Source organism: Arthrobacter sp. AOP36-F1-5, assembly GCF_058137995.1.
In genome coordinates this window covers 3,075,362-3,089,910 of record NZ_CM176892.1, presented here as the reverse complement: position 1 = coordinate 3,089,910, position 14,549 = coordinate 3,075,362, and the positions used below count along the sequence as shown (strand labels likewise).

The following is a 14,549-nucleotide window of genomic DNA, read 5'->3' as shown; positions in this document are numbered from 1 at the left end:
TCCCGCCGGCTGCGGATACATCCCCCGGACGGCCGGCGGTCAGTCCTTCACGGCCGCCTGGATGGCGTCGATGTTCGCCCCCATCCAGCCCAGGTAGTCGGTGTCCTGCGGGAGCGTCTCGGTGAATTCCACGACCGGGACCCCGGCATCCTCGGCCTGGGCGCGGACTATCTGGGTTTGCGGGCTGCTGGTCTGGGGGTTGAAGGCCAGCAGGGAGATCCCTCCCGCGGAAAGCTTTTCGTCCAAGGCGTTCAGCAGTAGCGGGGAGACATCGTTGCCGGCTTCGATGGCGCCGCTGAATCCCTCGGGAGTTCCATCCGAGAGGCCGGCCCGCTCCAGCAGGTAGTAGGGCACCGGCTCGGTCATGGCGTACTGGTGGCCCTCCGTCGTGGTGGAAAGCTTCCCGAGGCGTTCCTCCAAGGTGTCGATCTTCGTGGCGAACTCCCGGGCGTTGGCGGTGAATGTCTCCGCTTCCTCCGGTTTCAGCTCGCCCAGGCGGTCGGCGACTTCCGCGGCCACGGCCGAAGCGGTGGGCAGGTCGTACCAGACGTGTTCGTTGAAGCTGGTGTGGTCATGCCCGTCGTGGTCATCGGGCCCGGCCTCCGGTTCCGGCTCGTGGTCCTCGGCGTGGGCGGCCTCCGAGTAGTCGATGGCCGTGATGATGGCCGAGTCGTCGATCCCCAGCCCCCGGATCAGCAGATCGACGAAGGAATCGTAGCCGCCTCCGTTTTCCACCACGAGGTCGGCATGGGACAGCGTGAGTTTGTCCTGTGGGGTGGCCTCGTAGGAATGCGGGTCCTGTGAAGGCCTGTCGATGATCGAATCCACCGTGACGGAGTCCCCGGCGACCTGGCGGACGATATCCCCGTAGGCGCTCGTGGAGGTGACCACCGTGAGGGTGTCGTCCCCCTCTCCGGAAGCAGGCCCCGAGCAGGCGGACAGTCCCAGACCCAGCAGGAGGGCGGGGACGACGACGAAACGCGAATGCACGGGCGGCCTTTCGGGCAGGGGAAGGAAGCCCTCACATCTTATACTAAATGAGAATCGTTTGCATCTTCGAGGTGTGTGTCATCGATGCGGGGAGGGCAGGACGCCTCACTGCCGGCGCCGTGAATCGTCCCGTCTAACCGACGACCAGACCGCGCTCATCGTGGGTCACGTCGGGCCACGGCTGGCGGGCCTCCTCGAGCAGACGGGCAGCTTCCCGGGCGATGACTTCCGCTGCCTCGGCAATGGCCGCGCCGTCGACAGGCCCCACCACCTCGTGCAGCTGCCTCAGGTAGGAGCGCAGCCAGTCGATGGGACTTTCCACCATGTGCTCGTCGAACGTCCGGTCCCCGGGTTCCCCGTCCACCATGCCGGGATGGAAATGCATCCGGTCGGCTTCATGGGGCGCCGATTCAAGCATGTCGATCCGAACGACGGCGGGACGCAACGAGGCCAGGGGGGAGGAGTAGATCGTGTTCGGGCTGGCCACCTCCATCGGGCGGATCTCCAGGCGTACCCCGCGTTCTCGGATATCAGGCTGATCGACGAGGGCCGGATCGAGGAAATCCACGAGGACCGCGGTGATGGCCGATGACTCAAAAGCCCAGATGTGTTCCATCTTTTGAACCTAGAGACTCCGGATAACTACTGTCAACCAGCGGTGGCACGATCCCGGGTCTGCGCGGGGGCCGGCAGGGATCTACCGGGTGGCCTTCTTCCGGCTCGGCCCGAAAACCAGTACGCCGAAGGCGGCCGCGAACATGGCGGAGAAGATCACCCGAACCGCACCGTTGAGGTCCCATGCCCCCAATACGGCGAAGAAGACCACGAAAATGCTCACTGTGCCGACAACGCGTACTAGTTTTTCCACTGTCCTCCGATGACGATTTCCTCCAACTGAACGTTGTTCCAGCGGTCGGGGAAGGGGCGGTCGGTGATCGAGCGTGCCCCCGCCCCCGCAAACCACGGTACTTCAACCGCTGGAAGGTGGCCCCGCAGCAGGCCGGAGCCGCATCTGACGAGCAGTGTCAACAAGAAAATGGTTGAAGGCAACTATGCTGTCACGATGGACACCACGCAGCTGACGGACTTCACCCCGGCCCCGAACCAGGCGGGTGCCCCCGGCTTATATGAGATCGAAAACCGGGCCATCGACCACGAAGGCACCCTGTGGCAGGCCCTCGAGGAGACCGCCGATCTTTCGGGGCGCACCGTGGTGGATCTGGGCTGCGGCAGTGGATTCTGGCTGACGGGTTATGCGTCGACCGCGGGCTCGGTCCTCGGCGTCGAACCCGATTCCGGTCTGCTTGAATTGGCCCGGCAACGGGTCCAGCGTGATGGGCTGACCAACGTCGAGGTTCTTCACGGTTCGGCGGAACACCTTCCATTGGAGGATGCCAGCGTGGACGTGGTCCACGCCAGATTCGCCTACTTCTTCCCGACCCCGGCCAATGACTGCCTTCCGGGTCTGCGCGAGTCGATGCGCGTGCTCAAACCGGGCGGGACGCTGGTGGTCATCGACAACGACCAGGCTAACGGCGAGTTCGCCGAACTGCTGCGTGCCTCCGATAGTGCCCAGACCTACCAAGGCGCCGGGGAGTTCATTCGTGATTGGTGGGCCACCCGCGGGGCGACCACCCGCGAGGTGATGAGCAGCTGGAGGTTCGAGACCGCGACCGACCGGGACGCCGTCCTGCGGCTGGAGTTCCCGGCCGAGGTCGCCGACGCCCATATCGCCGCGCGCCCCGGCCGGACCGCCCTGGACTACGGGTACCTGCTGCACTCGCTGTCCAAGGCCTGATCGGGCGGCCCCTAGTCACTTCCGTAGGGGTGGCGCAGATCCGGGCGGTGTTCTTCGGGATCGGACCAGCCGGCGATCCACGGACCGGTGCCTTCGGACTGGTCGATCACCCCTTCCTCCGCCCACTCGTAGTCCCCCGCCAACACTTCCTTGGCCAGTTGGGCATCGGTGGCATCGGAGTTCTCCCATAGGTCATCGAACAGCGCCTCCACCCTGTGGCGGGATTGGTGGCAGAAGGCGTCTGCGAGCCGGGCGGCGCCGTGGGCCCGCCCCGGCTCCGTCTCGCGCAGCAACTCCACGCGTGAGACGCACGCCGACATGGCGAAGAGTTCGGTGCCGATGTCCACCACCCGGCCCAGGAAGGCCTGCTTGGTCTCCAGTCCCGCCTGCCAACGGGCCATTCCGGCGAAGGTGTGCCGGGCGAGCCGGCGCGAAGCCCGTTCCACGTACCGCAGATGCGGGGCCAGCTTTCCGGCCCCGGAATAGGACGTCGGCAACAGGCCCGGACCCGCGGCGAGGGTCGGCAGCCATTTGGCGTAGAACCCGGTGGCCCCGGCAGCGGCACGGATCTTCTCCTGGGTGGTGGCATCCCGGCTGGCCAGATCCCCGGCCGCCTTCAGGTGGGCGTCCACCGCCTCACGGGCGATCAGCAGATGCATGATCTCGGTGGAGCCCTCGAAGATCCTGTTGATCCGCAGGTCACGCACCAACTGCTCCACCGCCACGGCGCGTTCGCCGCGGGCCGCCAGGGAATCAGCCGTCTCATACCCCCGGCCGCCGCGGATCTGCAGCAGCTCGTCGGCCATCTGCGAGGTCTTCTCGCTGCAGAACAGCTTCGCCAGGGCCGCCTCTATCCGCACATCCTTCATGCCTGCGTCCGCCAGTGCGGCGGAGAGCTCGAAGACGGATTCCACGGCGAACGAGGTCGCCGCGATGTAGGCGATCTTCAGACTCCATTTCCCGGCCCCGGCGCATAGCGCCGGGATGGACAGGCGGCCGGTGTTCAACGTGCTCAACGCGATCTTCAATCCCTGGCCTTCACGCCCGAGCAGGTTGGCCGCCGGAACACGGACGCCGTGGAAGCGGGTCACCCCGTTCTCGATGCCATGCAGGCCCATGAACACATTGCGGTTCTCCACCACCAGGCCCTCGCTATCGGCTTCGACGACGAAGGCGCTGATGCCCCCGCGTTCCCGGGTGCCGTCGGGGCCGGGGTGGGGGAGTACCCGCGCCATGACCACGACCAGATCGGCCACCGAGCCGTTCGTCGTCCACAACTTGGCCCCCTCGAGCACGTAGGACTGCCCGTCCTGGGCCAGGGTCGCCGTCGTGCCCAGACGCGCCGGATCCGAACCGACGTCGTTCTCGGTCAGCAGGAAGGCCGTGATGGCACCGGCGGCACAGCGGGGCAGGAAACGGTCCTTCTGCTCGGCGGTTCCGAACATCTTCACCGGTTCGGGGACGCCGATGGACTGGTGCGCCGAGACCAGGGCGCCGATGCTGGGACTGATGGAACCCAACAGCATCAGGGCCCGGCCATAGTAGGCCAGCGTCAGGCCCAGCCCGCCATACCTGGTGGGGATCTTCATCCCGAAGACCCCCAGGTCCTTCAGGACGGTGATGTATTCGTCGGGGATGCGGGATTCACGGTCGATCAGGCGCCCGTCGAAGGAGGCGACGGCCTCCCGCAACTTCGCCAGGAAGGCTTCGCCGCGTTCGGTCTGCTCGGCGGTGGGGCGTGGATGCGGGTGGATGAGCCCGAAATCGGTTTTGCCCAGATACAGGCCCTGGGCGAAACTCGGGCGGGCGTCACCGGCATCGCGGGCTGCTTCGGCCACTGCGCGGGCGGTTTTTTCATCGATCGTGCTGCTGGAAACGGTGGCGTCCATGACCACTCCCTCGGACCTCGGCGTGCCGCAGGCCGCGCGGTGGAAAGCACCGGGGCCTGCCGCGGGACGGTGGCCCACACGCTGTCCCTCAAGGCTACGCCGCCGGATCAAGAGGGGTTCCTCCCCGGTGGCGGCCGCGTGGATTTAGCTGAATGTTCATGTGTCATCATGGTTTCCATGACCGCGACCCGCTGGCTTTCAGCCCAGGAACGTGAGTGCTGGATGGCACTGATGGCCCTTTCGATGCAATTGCCGAGCCTGCTCGATACCGAACTGCACCGGCAAGGACGCATCACGCTCTTTGATTACCACGTGTTGGCGATGCTCTCGGAGTCCGAGGGGCGGTTGCTGCCGATGAGTGAATTGGCTGGACGAACCAATGCCTCGCTGTCGCGATTGAGCCATGTGGTGAAGAAGCTCGAGGGCCGCGGCTGGGTCGAACGCTCCCAGAGCACCGACGACGCCCGGGTCAGCGTCGCCCACCTGCGCGATCCGGGCCTGGACATGCTGCGCGGCCTGGCGCCCGAACACGTGGAGTCGGTGCGGCGGCTGGTCTTCGACGGGTTGGACGAGCAGGACATCGTGGATCTGACCCGGATCGGACGCAAACTGGTCGGCGGGATGGACCCGCAGCACTGGATCCTCCGCTGAGCACTCCCGTGGGGGCGGCCGGCGACCCGGAAGGGACCGGCGAGTCGACGCGGGAGAGGGGTACCGGCGTCGTACCCTGCAGTTTGTCATCTGCGGCCCGCCGTTCTAGGATGGTAAGGCGTTAAGTCACGTGTTCGTCGTGGCGTGCTCCGTGAGGAGTGGGTCAAGGGGATCGCGTGGTTGCCCGTAAACCGAATAACGCGTCCCGACCGAGTAGGGAAAAATGCTCAACCTGGACGCTGTATTCACCGTCTTTCGCGCAAGTAAGGCGCTTCGGTTGGTTCTCACCCAGCCTGGTTACCTTCGCACGTCGCAGTAATACACGGTGTCACAACTGGTGGCGGGACTCTTCAACGCAGGTTCAGAGGCAGCAACACCGCGCTGTGATCTGTTTTATCGAGTACCGCCAATATTTACTACTACTGAGGAGTGATCATGGCAGCTGTATGCCAGGTGACAGGTGCAGTTCCGGGCTTCGGACACAGCATCTCCCACTCGCACCGCCGCACCAAGCGTCGGTTCGACCCGAACATCCAGAAGAAGCGCTACTGGGTTCCGTCCCTGCGCCGTAATGTCACGCTGACCTTGTCGGTCAAGGGCATTCGGACCATCGATGCCCGTGGCATCGACCGCGTTGTCGCTGACCTGCTGGCGAAAGGTGTGAAGCTCTAACATGGCAAGAGTCCAGGATGTACGCCCCATCATCAAGCTCAAGTCGACTGCCGGTACCGGGTTCACCTACGTGACCCGCAAGAACCGTCGTAACAACCCTGACCGTCTGGTCATGAAGAAGTACGACCCGGTCGTCCGCAAGCACGTCGATTTCCGAGAGGAGCGCTAAACACATGGCTAAGAAGTCCAAGATTGCTCGCAACGAGCAGCGCAAGGTCATCGTGGAGCGTTACGCCGCGAAGCGTGCCGAGCTCAAGAAGACCCTGATCAACGAAAACGCCACCGACGAGGCACGCGAAGAGGCCCGCCTGGGCCTGCAGAAGCTGCCCCGCAACGCGTCGCCGGTTCGCGTGCGTAACCGCGACTCCATCGACGGCCGCCCGCGCGGTACGTTCCAGAAGTTCGGAATCTCCCGTGTCCGCTTCCGCGACATGGCCCACCGTGGCGAACTTCCGGGCATCACCAAGTCGTCCTGGTAGACACCAGCGATTTTCCCCGGGGCCCCTTCTGGCAACAGAAGGGGCCCCGGGTTTTTTTAATCCCAGGAGCAGGTCATGGCCCACCGCGGCCTGCGGATTGCCCTAGGTCGACGGCGACCAGAGCCAGACCCAGAGGCGGCGCCACCGCCCCGCGGGCCGGGGTGTCCCGGTCGGGCCGGCGGGGGAGCGGGGCGGCCCGTCAACGGCCCGGCGTTCCCGCCAGCGCCGGATCTCCTCGTCGGGGTCCCGGGGGTCGGTGATCACCGGTGGGCCACCCAGCAGCTGGCGCCGGGCCTCCCGGATGCGGGCGTTGAAATCGGTGACGGTCTCGCGGACGGCCAACTCGCCGGGCAAGGCATCGAGCGTGTCGTCCAGGGCGGCGTCCTCGGTTCGCAGCAGCAGGGCCGGCGGGCCGACCCCACTGATCCGCTCCCGCCGCATGAGCGACTTCATCCACCAGTCGGGGTCGGTGGAATCCAGCGAGGGCAGCGGCAGGCCCGCATAGGCGAGGTGGTCGAAATCCCCCCGGGCAATGGCCCGGTCGATGCTGGGGGTGGCGACCTGCCCGGCGGAGTCCGTGGAGTGGAACACCGGCGGTGCCTCCGGGGCACCCTGGACCTCGATCCCCGCCTGTTCGGCCTTGGCCCTGAAGAGTTCCCCGGAACGGCGTTCATACTCGTCCACGGGAGCCGGTTCCAACACTGCGTCCTGCGCGTCGCGGTAACGGGCGGCCTGCAACCGGGCGGCGTCATGGGACGCGGTAGGTTCTGGGCTCATCGTGGGCACCGCCTTGGATCCGATGGTTCCTGAGCTCCAGCGTAGCGACCCGTGACACCGGCCCTCAAGGGTTTCCGCCAGTGGATCGGTGCCGTCGGTGCCGGGGTGGGATGAAGACCCCAAATACCCGGTCGGGACCCAAAAACCGCCAATTTGCAGGGAATATCGAAAAAATTCCGGCCAAACGCCCCAAAACTGGGCGTGTCCGTCAGTGAGGCCTGATAGTTTCCTTCACAGTAGTCCCCGCAACCGCAGGGCAACCCGGCCGGAAACGGGCGGGCACGAATTAGTCCAGGAGGAAATACATTGGCTTTGAACCGTAGTGAACTCGTTGCAGTCGTCGCCGAGAAGACCGGCAACTCGCAGGTCGCCGTGAACGCCGTGCTGGATTCGGTGTTCGACACCTTCGTCGAGCAGGTTTCCCAGGGCGAGAAGGTGTCCATCCCGGGCTGGCTCGCCGTCGAGCGCACCGACCGTGCCGCCCGCACCGGCCGCAACCCGCAGACCGGCGAGACCATCCAGATCCCGGCAGGCCACTCCGTGAAGCTGACCGCCGGCTCGAAGCTGAAGGCTGCCGTCTCCAAGAAGTAGTTCCCGCACCAGCGGTCGACAGGGCCCGTTCCACCAGGTGGTGGAACGGGCCCTGTTCTGGCTCCGGGCGGACCGGCTTCGGCAGAAGCTTCTACATGGCGTAGAATCCCTGATGGATCATGAAGGGCCGCCGGGCCCGATGAAGGGGAGCCGTCGTGGAGTATCGAAGCCTGCGCCTGGTGCGTGGATGGCTCGGTGCCCTGGCCGCAACCGCCCTGGCGGCCGCCTCGCATACGGTGGCCGGAGGCGCGCTTCCCGAACCGGCGCTGCTGGCGTTGATCCTGGCCCTCTCCGGGGCCGCCTGCACCGCCCTGGCCGGACGGGCCCTTTCCTTCTGGCGCACCGCTGCTGCCGTGCTGATCAGCCAGGGGATCTACCACTCGGCCTTCGGCATGCTCGGGGGCCATCACGGTGGCCACGACCACCATCTGCTGTCTGCCGGTGGCACCGGCGCCCATGCCGGCCACCTGATCTCCGTCGACCCGGACGCCCTGCTGACCGGGGCGGCCACGCAGGACGCGAACGCCATGGCATTGGGCATGTGGATCGCCCACGTGGTCGCGGCCATCCTGACCATCCTGGTGCTGCGCAAGGGCGGGCTGGCGGTCCTGGCCCTGATGCAGGTCCTGGGCCTGGCCGTACCGCGCCGGATCCTGCGCCCCCGTCCACCGATCGCCTCCATCGGGCCGCCGCGCCTGGTCTGGGTCCAGGTCCCCGGTCTCCCCGACCTGGGTGTGCCACTGCGCGCCTTGCGTGACCGGGGTCCGCCCGTCCTTCCCGCCTTCGCATCCTAGAGACGTCGAACGCAGGCCCCGCCAGACGGGGATACCAAAGGACAAAGATGAACACCGAACACCCCCATGCCCCCCGAACAGCGGTCCGCCAGCGGCCCGGCACGCTTCGTGCGATCCTCGCTGCTGCCGCCGCCGCCCTGCTGATGGGGCTGGCGCTGAGCACCGCACCGGCCGCGCTGGCCCATGATTCGCTGATCGGTTCCACTCCCAAGAACGGGGCGACCGTTACCGAGCCGCTGGACTCCGTGGACCTGAACTTCAGCGGTGAACTCAAGTCGATCGGCACGGAGGTCAGCCTCGCCGACGCCGAGGGCAAGAAGTACGACGCCGACACCTCGGTCAGCCGCAATGTGCTCACCGTGGATTTCGGGCAGGCCTTGCCGGCCGGTGACTACACGCTCACCTGGCGTGCGGTCTCCAGCGACGGACACCCGATCGAGGGGACCAGCGACAACAACGAGGCGCTGACCTTCACCGTGGAGGGTGGCGAGGCCGAAGCCTCGACCCCCTCCTCCTCACCGGCGACCGGCTCCTCCTCCGCCGCCGAGGGGACCCAGAACACGGCCTTGTCGGCCCCCGCCGCGCAAGACACCTCGGCGACCCAGGCCCCGGATGAGCAGGCCTCCAGCGACGGGGGTCTGCCGACCGCCCTGATCTGGGTGATCCTCGCCGTCGCCGTCATCGCCGCCGCCGGCGTCGTATTCGCCAAGGTGCGCCGTCAGTCGGGCTCGGGCAAGTAGCCCAGCCCCCACCCGAGGGACCTCAGTAGGCTCTGCACGCCCCGGCACGCCCCGGCACGTCCCGGGGTCGCGGATCCGCTGATACGCCCTGCCCTCCGCCGCCCCCTGCGGGGCGTGCCGGGCCGACCCATCACAGCTTCCGGCGCCCCTGCGCCACGACCCCAAGGATCCAGACCATGAACATCACCCTTCCCACCCCCCGCACCACCGCAACCGCCGCCCTGGTCGCCGCCGCCGCCGTGGCCCTGGCCGGTTGTGCCGGGAACGCCGCAGAGGCCGGTTCCACCCCCTCCGCGTCCACCGCGACCGATCAGGCCCACGCCGTGGAGGTCCAGGACACCTGGACCAAGGCCACCGACACCGATATGAGCGGCTCCTTCGGAACCCTGACCAACACCTCCGACTCCGAGGCGGTGCTGGTCAAGGCCGAGAGCCCCGAGGCCGGCATGGTCGAACTGCACGAAATGACCGGTACCTCCGGGTCGATGTCGATGCAGGAGAAGGACGGCGGCTTCAGCATCGCCCCCGGCCAGAGCGCCGAGCTGGCACCGGGCGGAGACCACATCATGTTGATGAAGCTCAAGGACGAACTGAAGGCCGGGGACCCGGTGGACATCACGTTGACGTACGCGGACGGCTCCACGGCAACGGTCCCGTTCACCACGAAGGACTACAGCGGCGCCGACGAATCATACGGCGAGCAGGAGTAATGGTGCCCGACAACGGAACACCCGGGGAAGGATGCCCCGTCTCCCCGCGCCATCCGCGACGGCGCAGCTTCCTGTTCGGGGCGGCCGGCGCCGCCGTGGGTGCCGCCGCGGGGGCCGGTGGAACGGCGGCGGCCCTGGCCTCGGAGGAAGCCCCGGAACCGGCGGCGGGCCGCGACGAGGACGGGGCCAACGCGGGCTCGACCGTCGGGTTCCACGGGAACCGGCAGGCAGGGGTCGACACCACCGCCCAGGCGCATGCGGGGTTCGTGGGGCTGGACCTGCTGGCCCCGAAGGGCCGGAAGCATCCACCGGCCGACGATGTCCGCCGACTCCTGCGTCTGCTCAGCGACGACGCGTCCCGGCTGTGTGCCGGGCGCCCGCCGCTGGCGGACAGCGAACCGGAGCTGGCGGTCTCCCCGTCGAATTTGAGCATCACGTTCGGGTTCGGCCCCGGGTTGCTGGATGCCGTCGCCCCGGCGCAGAAGCCCGAATGGCTGCGCCCGTTGCCGGCCTTCGGGATCGACGAACTCACCGAGGAGTACGGGCAGACGGACCTGTTGTTGCAGATCTGCTCGGACGACCCGCTGGCCCTGGCCCATGCCCAACGGATGCTGCTCAAGGACGCCCGCTCCTTCACCCGGTTGCGGTGGATCCAGACGGGATTCCGCACCGCCTATGGTTCGGCCGAGGAGGGGGCGACCATGCGCAACCTCTTCGGCCAGCTCGACGGCACCGGAAATCCGTTGCGCGAGGCCCGCGAGCAGGCCCTCTGGGGCGGGGACCGGATCCCGGCCTGGACCCCGGGAGGCACCTCGCTGGTGCTGCGCCGGATCGCCATGGACCTGGACGAATGGGATCGGGTCGACCGGCCCGGCCGGGACTTCGCACTGGGCAGGCACCAGAGCACCGGCGCCCCGCTGACCGGGAGCAAGGAACACGATGTGCCGAACCTGGGCGCCACCGACGACGGGGGTCTGAAGGTCATTTCCCCGCAGAGCCATGTCGCCCGGGCCACGGCGCAGAAGCCCGGGGAGAAGATCGTCCGCCGGGCCTATAATTACGACGACGGGGCCGCGGACTCCCACGGGCTGCCAGGTTCGGGGCTGCTCTTCGCCTCCTACCAGGCCGATGTGGACCGCCAGTTCCTGCCGATCCAGCGTCGACTGGACGAATCGGACATGCTCAACGAATGGACCACCCCGATCGGATCGGCCGTTTACGCCATCCCTCCGGGGTGTCCCGAGGGCGGGTTCATCGGGGAGGAGTTGTTCGGATGAGCGGCGTCGGGCCCGGGGGTGAGCCGGGCCACGACGGCAGTGCGGTCCGGGTCGAAGGTGAGAGAATGGAAGGCATGCGGACAGGGATGCAACGATGAGCCAGGGCGTACTACCGGAGAAGGTGTCCGGCGCGGGCCCCCGTGGCCCGGAACGTCGGCCCGCGTCGACGTGGCGCCCCGACCTGGTGCTGCCGGCGATCCCGATCGGCGCCCTCGTGCTCGTGCTGGCCCTGCAGTTCTCTGGGGCGGCGAAAGGCACCGAACTCTCGGACCCGGGGGCCTTCACCCGGTGGGCGTTGCCCTTTGCCACCCTGATCCACCACAGCGCCATGGCCGTCACCATCGGGGCCCTGGTCTTCGCGGCCACCGTCCTGCCGAGGTCGACCAAACCGCATCGGGCCCGCAAGGGCTCGCACGGGACCGACGGTGGGGAGGTGCACCCGGCCTTCGCCCGGACGATGAACATCGCGGCCGGAGCGGCCATGGTGTGGACCCTGGCCGCGGTGGCCGTGCTGATCCTGACCTTCTCCGACGTCTCCGGCCTGCCGCTTTCAGCGGATGCCGCCTACACGGACTCAATGAAGGACTACATCCTCAACATCTCGCTGGGCCAGGCGTGGGCCTGGATGATCGTGATCGCCGCGGTGGCCAGCTCCTTGGCCTTCGTGGTCCGTTCCCCGGTGGGGGTGGGCCTGAGCGCCGTCTTCTCGCTCTTCGGGATCATCCCGCTGTCCTTGATCGGCCACGCCGCCGGAGGCGACGACCACTGGGGCGCGGTCAACGGGATCCTGCTGCATCTGCTGGGCCTGTGCATCTGGGTGGGCGGGATCGTCGTGTTGGCCTGCGTCGCCCCACAGCTCCAGACCCCGGCCCCCGGGAAGTTCTCCTCCACCCGGCCGGTGCTCGCCGGCGTCGTCCTGCACCGCTTTTCGGCCCTGGCGACCATGTCCTTCTTCGTGGTCTTCGCCTCCGGGGTGGTCAGTGCCACCGTCCGCATGGACCATTGGTCGCAGCTGCTCAGCGGCTATGGCGGTCTGGTGCTGATCAAGGCGGTACTGACCCTGGTGCTGGGATTGATGGGGCTGGGACACCGGCGCTGGGTCATCCCGAAGCTGATGGCCGGCAAACTGCGGGCGACCACGACCGCCTGGCGGATCGTCGCCGGCGAAGTGATCGTCATGGCGGCGACCATGGCGGTGGCGACGGCCCTGTCGCGCACCGCGCCTCCGGTCCCCGAGGAACTGCCCCCCGAAGCAACTCCGGCGCGCATCCTCACCGGCTACGATCTGCCCCCGGAACTGACCGGATCCAGTTGGCTGACCGTCTGGCGCATGGACTGGCTCTGGTTGGCCGTGGTCATCTTCCTGGCCATCGCCTACCTCCAGGGGATCCGTACGCTGCGCCGTCGCGGCGATTCCTGGCCGGTGATGCGCACGGTGTCCTGGTTCCTGGGGTTGATCGCCCTGTTCTACATCACCTCCGGGGCGATGGCCGTCTACGGCGTCGTCCTGTTCTCCATGCACATGGTCGGGCATATGGCGATGACCATGGTGGCCCCGTTCTTCCTGGTCCTGGGCACGCCCATGACCCTGGCGTTGAAGGCCATCCCCGCACGCGCCGACGGGACTCGTGGGCCCCGTGAATGGATGCTCGCAGGGATCCACTCGCGGTTCTCCAAACTCGTCACCCACCCGCTGTTCGCGGCAGCGAACTTCGCCGGATCGATCGTGCTGTTCTACGCGACCGACGCCTTCCATTTCGCCCTGGCCGAACACACCGGGCACGAATTGATGAACCTGCACTTCCTGCTCACCGGCTACATCTTCGCCCTGAACATGATCGACGGCGATCCGTTGCCCCGCCGGGCGCCCTACCCGATGCGGCTGGTCATCCTGCTGGCCACGATGAGCTTCCACGCCTTCTACGGCGTCTCCATCATGGGCAGCGAATCGCTGATGCAGGCCAGCTGGTTCGGCAACATGGGCCGGGATTGGGGCCCGACCCCCCTGGCCGACCAGAAGCTCGGGGCCGGGGCCATGTGGGGGATCGGCGAGGTACCCACGCTGATGCTGGCTCTGGGGGTGGTGGTGACCTGGAACCGGTCCGACACCCGCGAAGCCGTGCGCCGGGACCGACAAGCCGATCGTAACAACGAAGCCGATCTGGCTGCCTACAACCAGATGTTCGCGCAACTGAAGGAGCAGGACCGGAGGTACGACGCCAGTGGCAGGTAAACCAGCCGGCAGGACACCCCCGCCGGGGGTCCGGGCCCAGAAGACGGCACTGGTCGTGGCCCGCTGGTTGGCCTTGGCGGTCCTCATCGTCGCCATCGTGATCGCGGTGACCAGCTGTTCCTCCGACGCCGGGGGCGAGTCCACCGCCTCGGGGGAGGCCGCCGAGGGGTCGGGCAGTGCCACGGCCCCGCCGGCAGCAGCCTCCTCGCGGCCCGCCCCCTCGGGTGCTGCCGCCGAGGCCGTGGCCGCCGGCGTGGAACGGGCGGCCTCCTATAACTTCACGCTCTCCGCGGTGGCCTCCGATGCCGAACTGGAGTCCCTGTCCGCGGATCCGCAGGACACCCTGGAAGGGGCGACCGTAAAGCCGGCCTCCTGCCTGGACGCGGTCCGGCAGCTGAACTGGTCCCCGGCCCAAGGAGGCCAGGACCCGGCCCGCACCGACTTCGCCGCCGAGGGGGTGGAAGCCACCGGATCCATCGAAGTCGCCCGGGTCACCGACCGGGCCCAGCTGCGCAAGCATTATGCCACCGTGAAGCAGATGCTCGGGGACTGCTCCGAAGTGACCCTGTCGATCTCCGGATCCGAGGTCCCCCTGCGTAGCAGCGCCCCCGAAACCAGCCCGGAGGCCGGAGCGGAATCGGCGTTGCTCTGGAGCAGGGCCTCGACGGGCAGCGAGCTGGAACAGCAGGCACTGGTCCTCATCGGCGAACGGGCGGGTCAGGTCGCGATGGTTTCGTTCATCGGGCCCCGCGGGATCGACGACCCGAAGTTCGCCACCATGGCCGACGGGATCCTGACCGCCACGCTGAACGACCTGGGCTGAGCCGGCCCACGCGGCCTGCGCACCGGCGGGTTCCGGTGCCGTGGGGCGTCATCGATCCCGCTGCCGGGAACAACTGAAGCCATACTGGGGTTGGGACCCCATGCCAGCCAACTACCAACGGGAGC

17 protein-coding genes are annotated in these 14,549 nt (G+C 67.6%); 12 read left to right on the top strand and 5 right to left on the bottom strand.

All coding sequences use genetic code 11. The features are described from left to right. Positions 1-39 precede the first annotated feature (39 nt). The 3 genes from AC3ZI9_RS14160 to AC3ZI9_RS14150 form a co-directional block, all read right to left on the bottom strand. Positions 40-990, bottom strand: coding sequence for a metal ABC transporter solute-binding protein, Zn/Mn family (locus AC3ZI9_RS14160; RefSeq protein WP_444566816.1), 951 nt, complete (start codon positions 988-990; stop codon positions 40-42). A 133-nt stretch (positions 991-1,123) separates the two neighbouring features. After that, complete coding sequence (locus AC3ZI9_RS14155) at positions 1,124-1,606, bottom strand: hypothetical protein (RefSeq protein WP_444566817.1); 483 nt, start codon at positions 1,604-1,606, stop codon at positions 1,124-1,126. A gap of 81 nt (positions 1,607-1,687) precedes the next feature. After that, positions 1,688-1,828, bottom strand: coding sequence for a hypothetical protein (locus AC3ZI9_RS14150; RefSeq protein ID WP_444566818.1), 141 nt, complete (start codon positions 1,826-1,828; stop codon positions 1,688-1,690). A 225-nt stretch (positions 1,829-2,053) separates the two neighbouring features. Between AC3ZI9_RS14150 and AC3ZI9_RS14145 the strand changes: the two genes are divergently transcribed. After that, complete coding sequence (locus tag AC3ZI9_RS14145) at positions 2,054-2,788, top strand: class I SAM-dependent methyltransferase (protein WP_444566819.1); 735 nt, start codon at positions 2,054-2,056, stop codon at positions 2,786-2,788. A gap of 11 nt (positions 2,789-2,799) precedes the next feature. Here AC3ZI9_RS14145 and AC3ZI9_RS14140 read toward each other — a convergent pair whose 3' ends face one another. Continuing rightward, positions 2,800-4,677 (bottom strand): acyl-CoA dehydrogenase family protein, encoded by a 1,878-nt coding sequence (locus AC3ZI9_RS14140; protein ID WP_489923701.1) that lies wholly within the window; start codon positions 4,675-4,677, stop codon positions 2,800-2,802. Positions 4,678-4,854: 177 nt separating this feature from the next. Here AC3ZI9_RS14140 and AC3ZI9_RS14135 point away from each other — a divergent pair, with 177 nt between their 5' ends. The 4 genes from AC3ZI9_RS14135 (at position 4,855) to rpsN (ending at position 6,479) form a co-directional block, all read left to right on the top strand. Further along, on the top strand, positions 4,855-5,328 hold the full coding sequence (locus AC3ZI9_RS14135; RefSeq protein ID WP_444554893.1) for a MarR family winged helix-turn-helix transcriptional regulator: 474 nt from the start codon (positions 4,855-4,857) through the stop codon (positions 5,326-5,328). Positions 5,329-5,763: 435 nt separating this feature from the next. Continuing rightward, positions 5,764-6,000, top strand: a complete 237-nt coding sequence (rpmB, locus tag AC3ZI9_RS14130) for a 50S ribosomal protein L28 (protein ID WP_087001209.1) — start codon at positions 5,764-5,766, stop codon at positions 5,998-6,000. Between the two features lies 1 nt (position 6,001). Continuing rightward, the gene (rpmG, locus tag AC3ZI9_RS14125) at positions 6,002-6,169 is read left to right on the top strand and encodes a 50S ribosomal protein L33 (RefSeq protein WP_087001211.1); all 168 of its coding nucleotides are present in this window, start codon (positions 6,002-6,004) and stop codon (positions 6,167-6,169) included. Between the two features lie 4 nt (positions 6,170-6,173). Next, a complete protein-coding gene (gene rpsN, locus AC3ZI9_RS14120; RefSeq protein WP_087001213.1) occupies positions 6,174-6,479 on the top strand; it encodes a 30S ribosomal protein S14 in 306 nt (101 codons plus the stop codon). Between the two features lie 102 nt (positions 6,480-6,581). On the opposite strand, the gene AC3ZI9_RS14115 is transcribed toward rpsN, so the two are convergent. Further along, the gene (locus tag AC3ZI9_RS14115; protein WP_444554837.1) at positions 6,582-7,256 is read right to left on the bottom strand and encodes a DnaJ family domain-containing protein; all 675 of its coding nucleotides are present in this window, start codon (positions 7,254-7,256) and stop codon (positions 6,582-6,584) included. A gap of 306 nt (positions 7,257-7,562) precedes the next feature. Here AC3ZI9_RS14115 and AC3ZI9_RS14110 point away from each other — a divergent pair, with 306 nt between their 5' ends. The 7 genes from AC3ZI9_RS14110 to AC3ZI9_RS14080 all read left to right on the top strand — a co-directional run bounded on the left by AC3ZI9_RS14110 (position 7,563) and on the right by AC3ZI9_RS14080 (position 14,424). Then, on the top strand, positions 7,563-7,847 hold the full coding sequence (locus AC3ZI9_RS14110; protein ID WP_087001218.1) for an HU family DNA-binding protein: 285 nt from the start codon (positions 7,563-7,565) through the stop codon (positions 7,845-7,847). A 155-nt stretch (positions 7,848-8,002) separates the two neighbouring features. After that, on the top strand, positions 8,003-8,641 hold the full coding sequence (locus AC3ZI9_RS14105) for a hypothetical protein (RefSeq protein WP_444554838.1): 639 nt from the start codon (positions 8,003-8,005) through the stop codon (positions 8,639-8,641). Positions 8,642-8,688: 47 nt separating this feature from the next. Further along, positions 8,689-9,381 carry a copper resistance CopC family protein gene (locus AC3ZI9_RS14100; RefSeq protein ID WP_444566820.1) on the top strand — a complete coding sequence of 231 codons (693 nt, stop codon included), beginning with the start codon at positions 8,689-8,691 and terminating at the stop codon, positions 9,379-9,381. A gap of 176 nt (positions 9,382-9,557) precedes the next feature. After that, the gene (locus AC3ZI9_RS14095; protein ID WP_444554840.1) at positions 9,558-10,091 is read left to right on the top strand and encodes a copper chaperone PCu(A)C; all 534 of its coding nucleotides are present in this window, start codon (positions 9,558-9,560) and stop codon (positions 10,089-10,091) included. Further along, a complete protein-coding gene (locus AC3ZI9_RS14090; protein WP_444566821.1) occupies positions 10,091-11,368 on the top strand; it encodes a Dyp-type peroxidase in 1,278 nt (425 codons plus the stop codon). Before AC3ZI9_RS14095 ends, AC3ZI9_RS14090 begins: the two co-directional genes overlap by 1 nt. A gap of 94 nt (positions 11,369-11,462) precedes the next feature. After that, positions 11,463-13,601 (top strand): bifunctional copper resistance protein CopD/cytochrome c oxidase assembly protein, encoded by a 2,139-nt coding sequence (locus AC3ZI9_RS14085; protein WP_444554842.1) that lies wholly within the window; start codon positions 11,463-11,465, stop codon positions 13,599-13,601. Then, a complete protein-coding gene (locus tag AC3ZI9_RS14080; RefSeq protein WP_444554843.1) occupies positions 13,591-14,424 on the top strand; it encodes a hypothetical protein in 834 nt (277 codons plus the stop codon). Before AC3ZI9_RS14085 ends, AC3ZI9_RS14080 begins: the two co-directional genes overlap by 11 nt. The last annotated feature ends 125 nt before the right edge of the window (positions 14,425-14,549 follow it).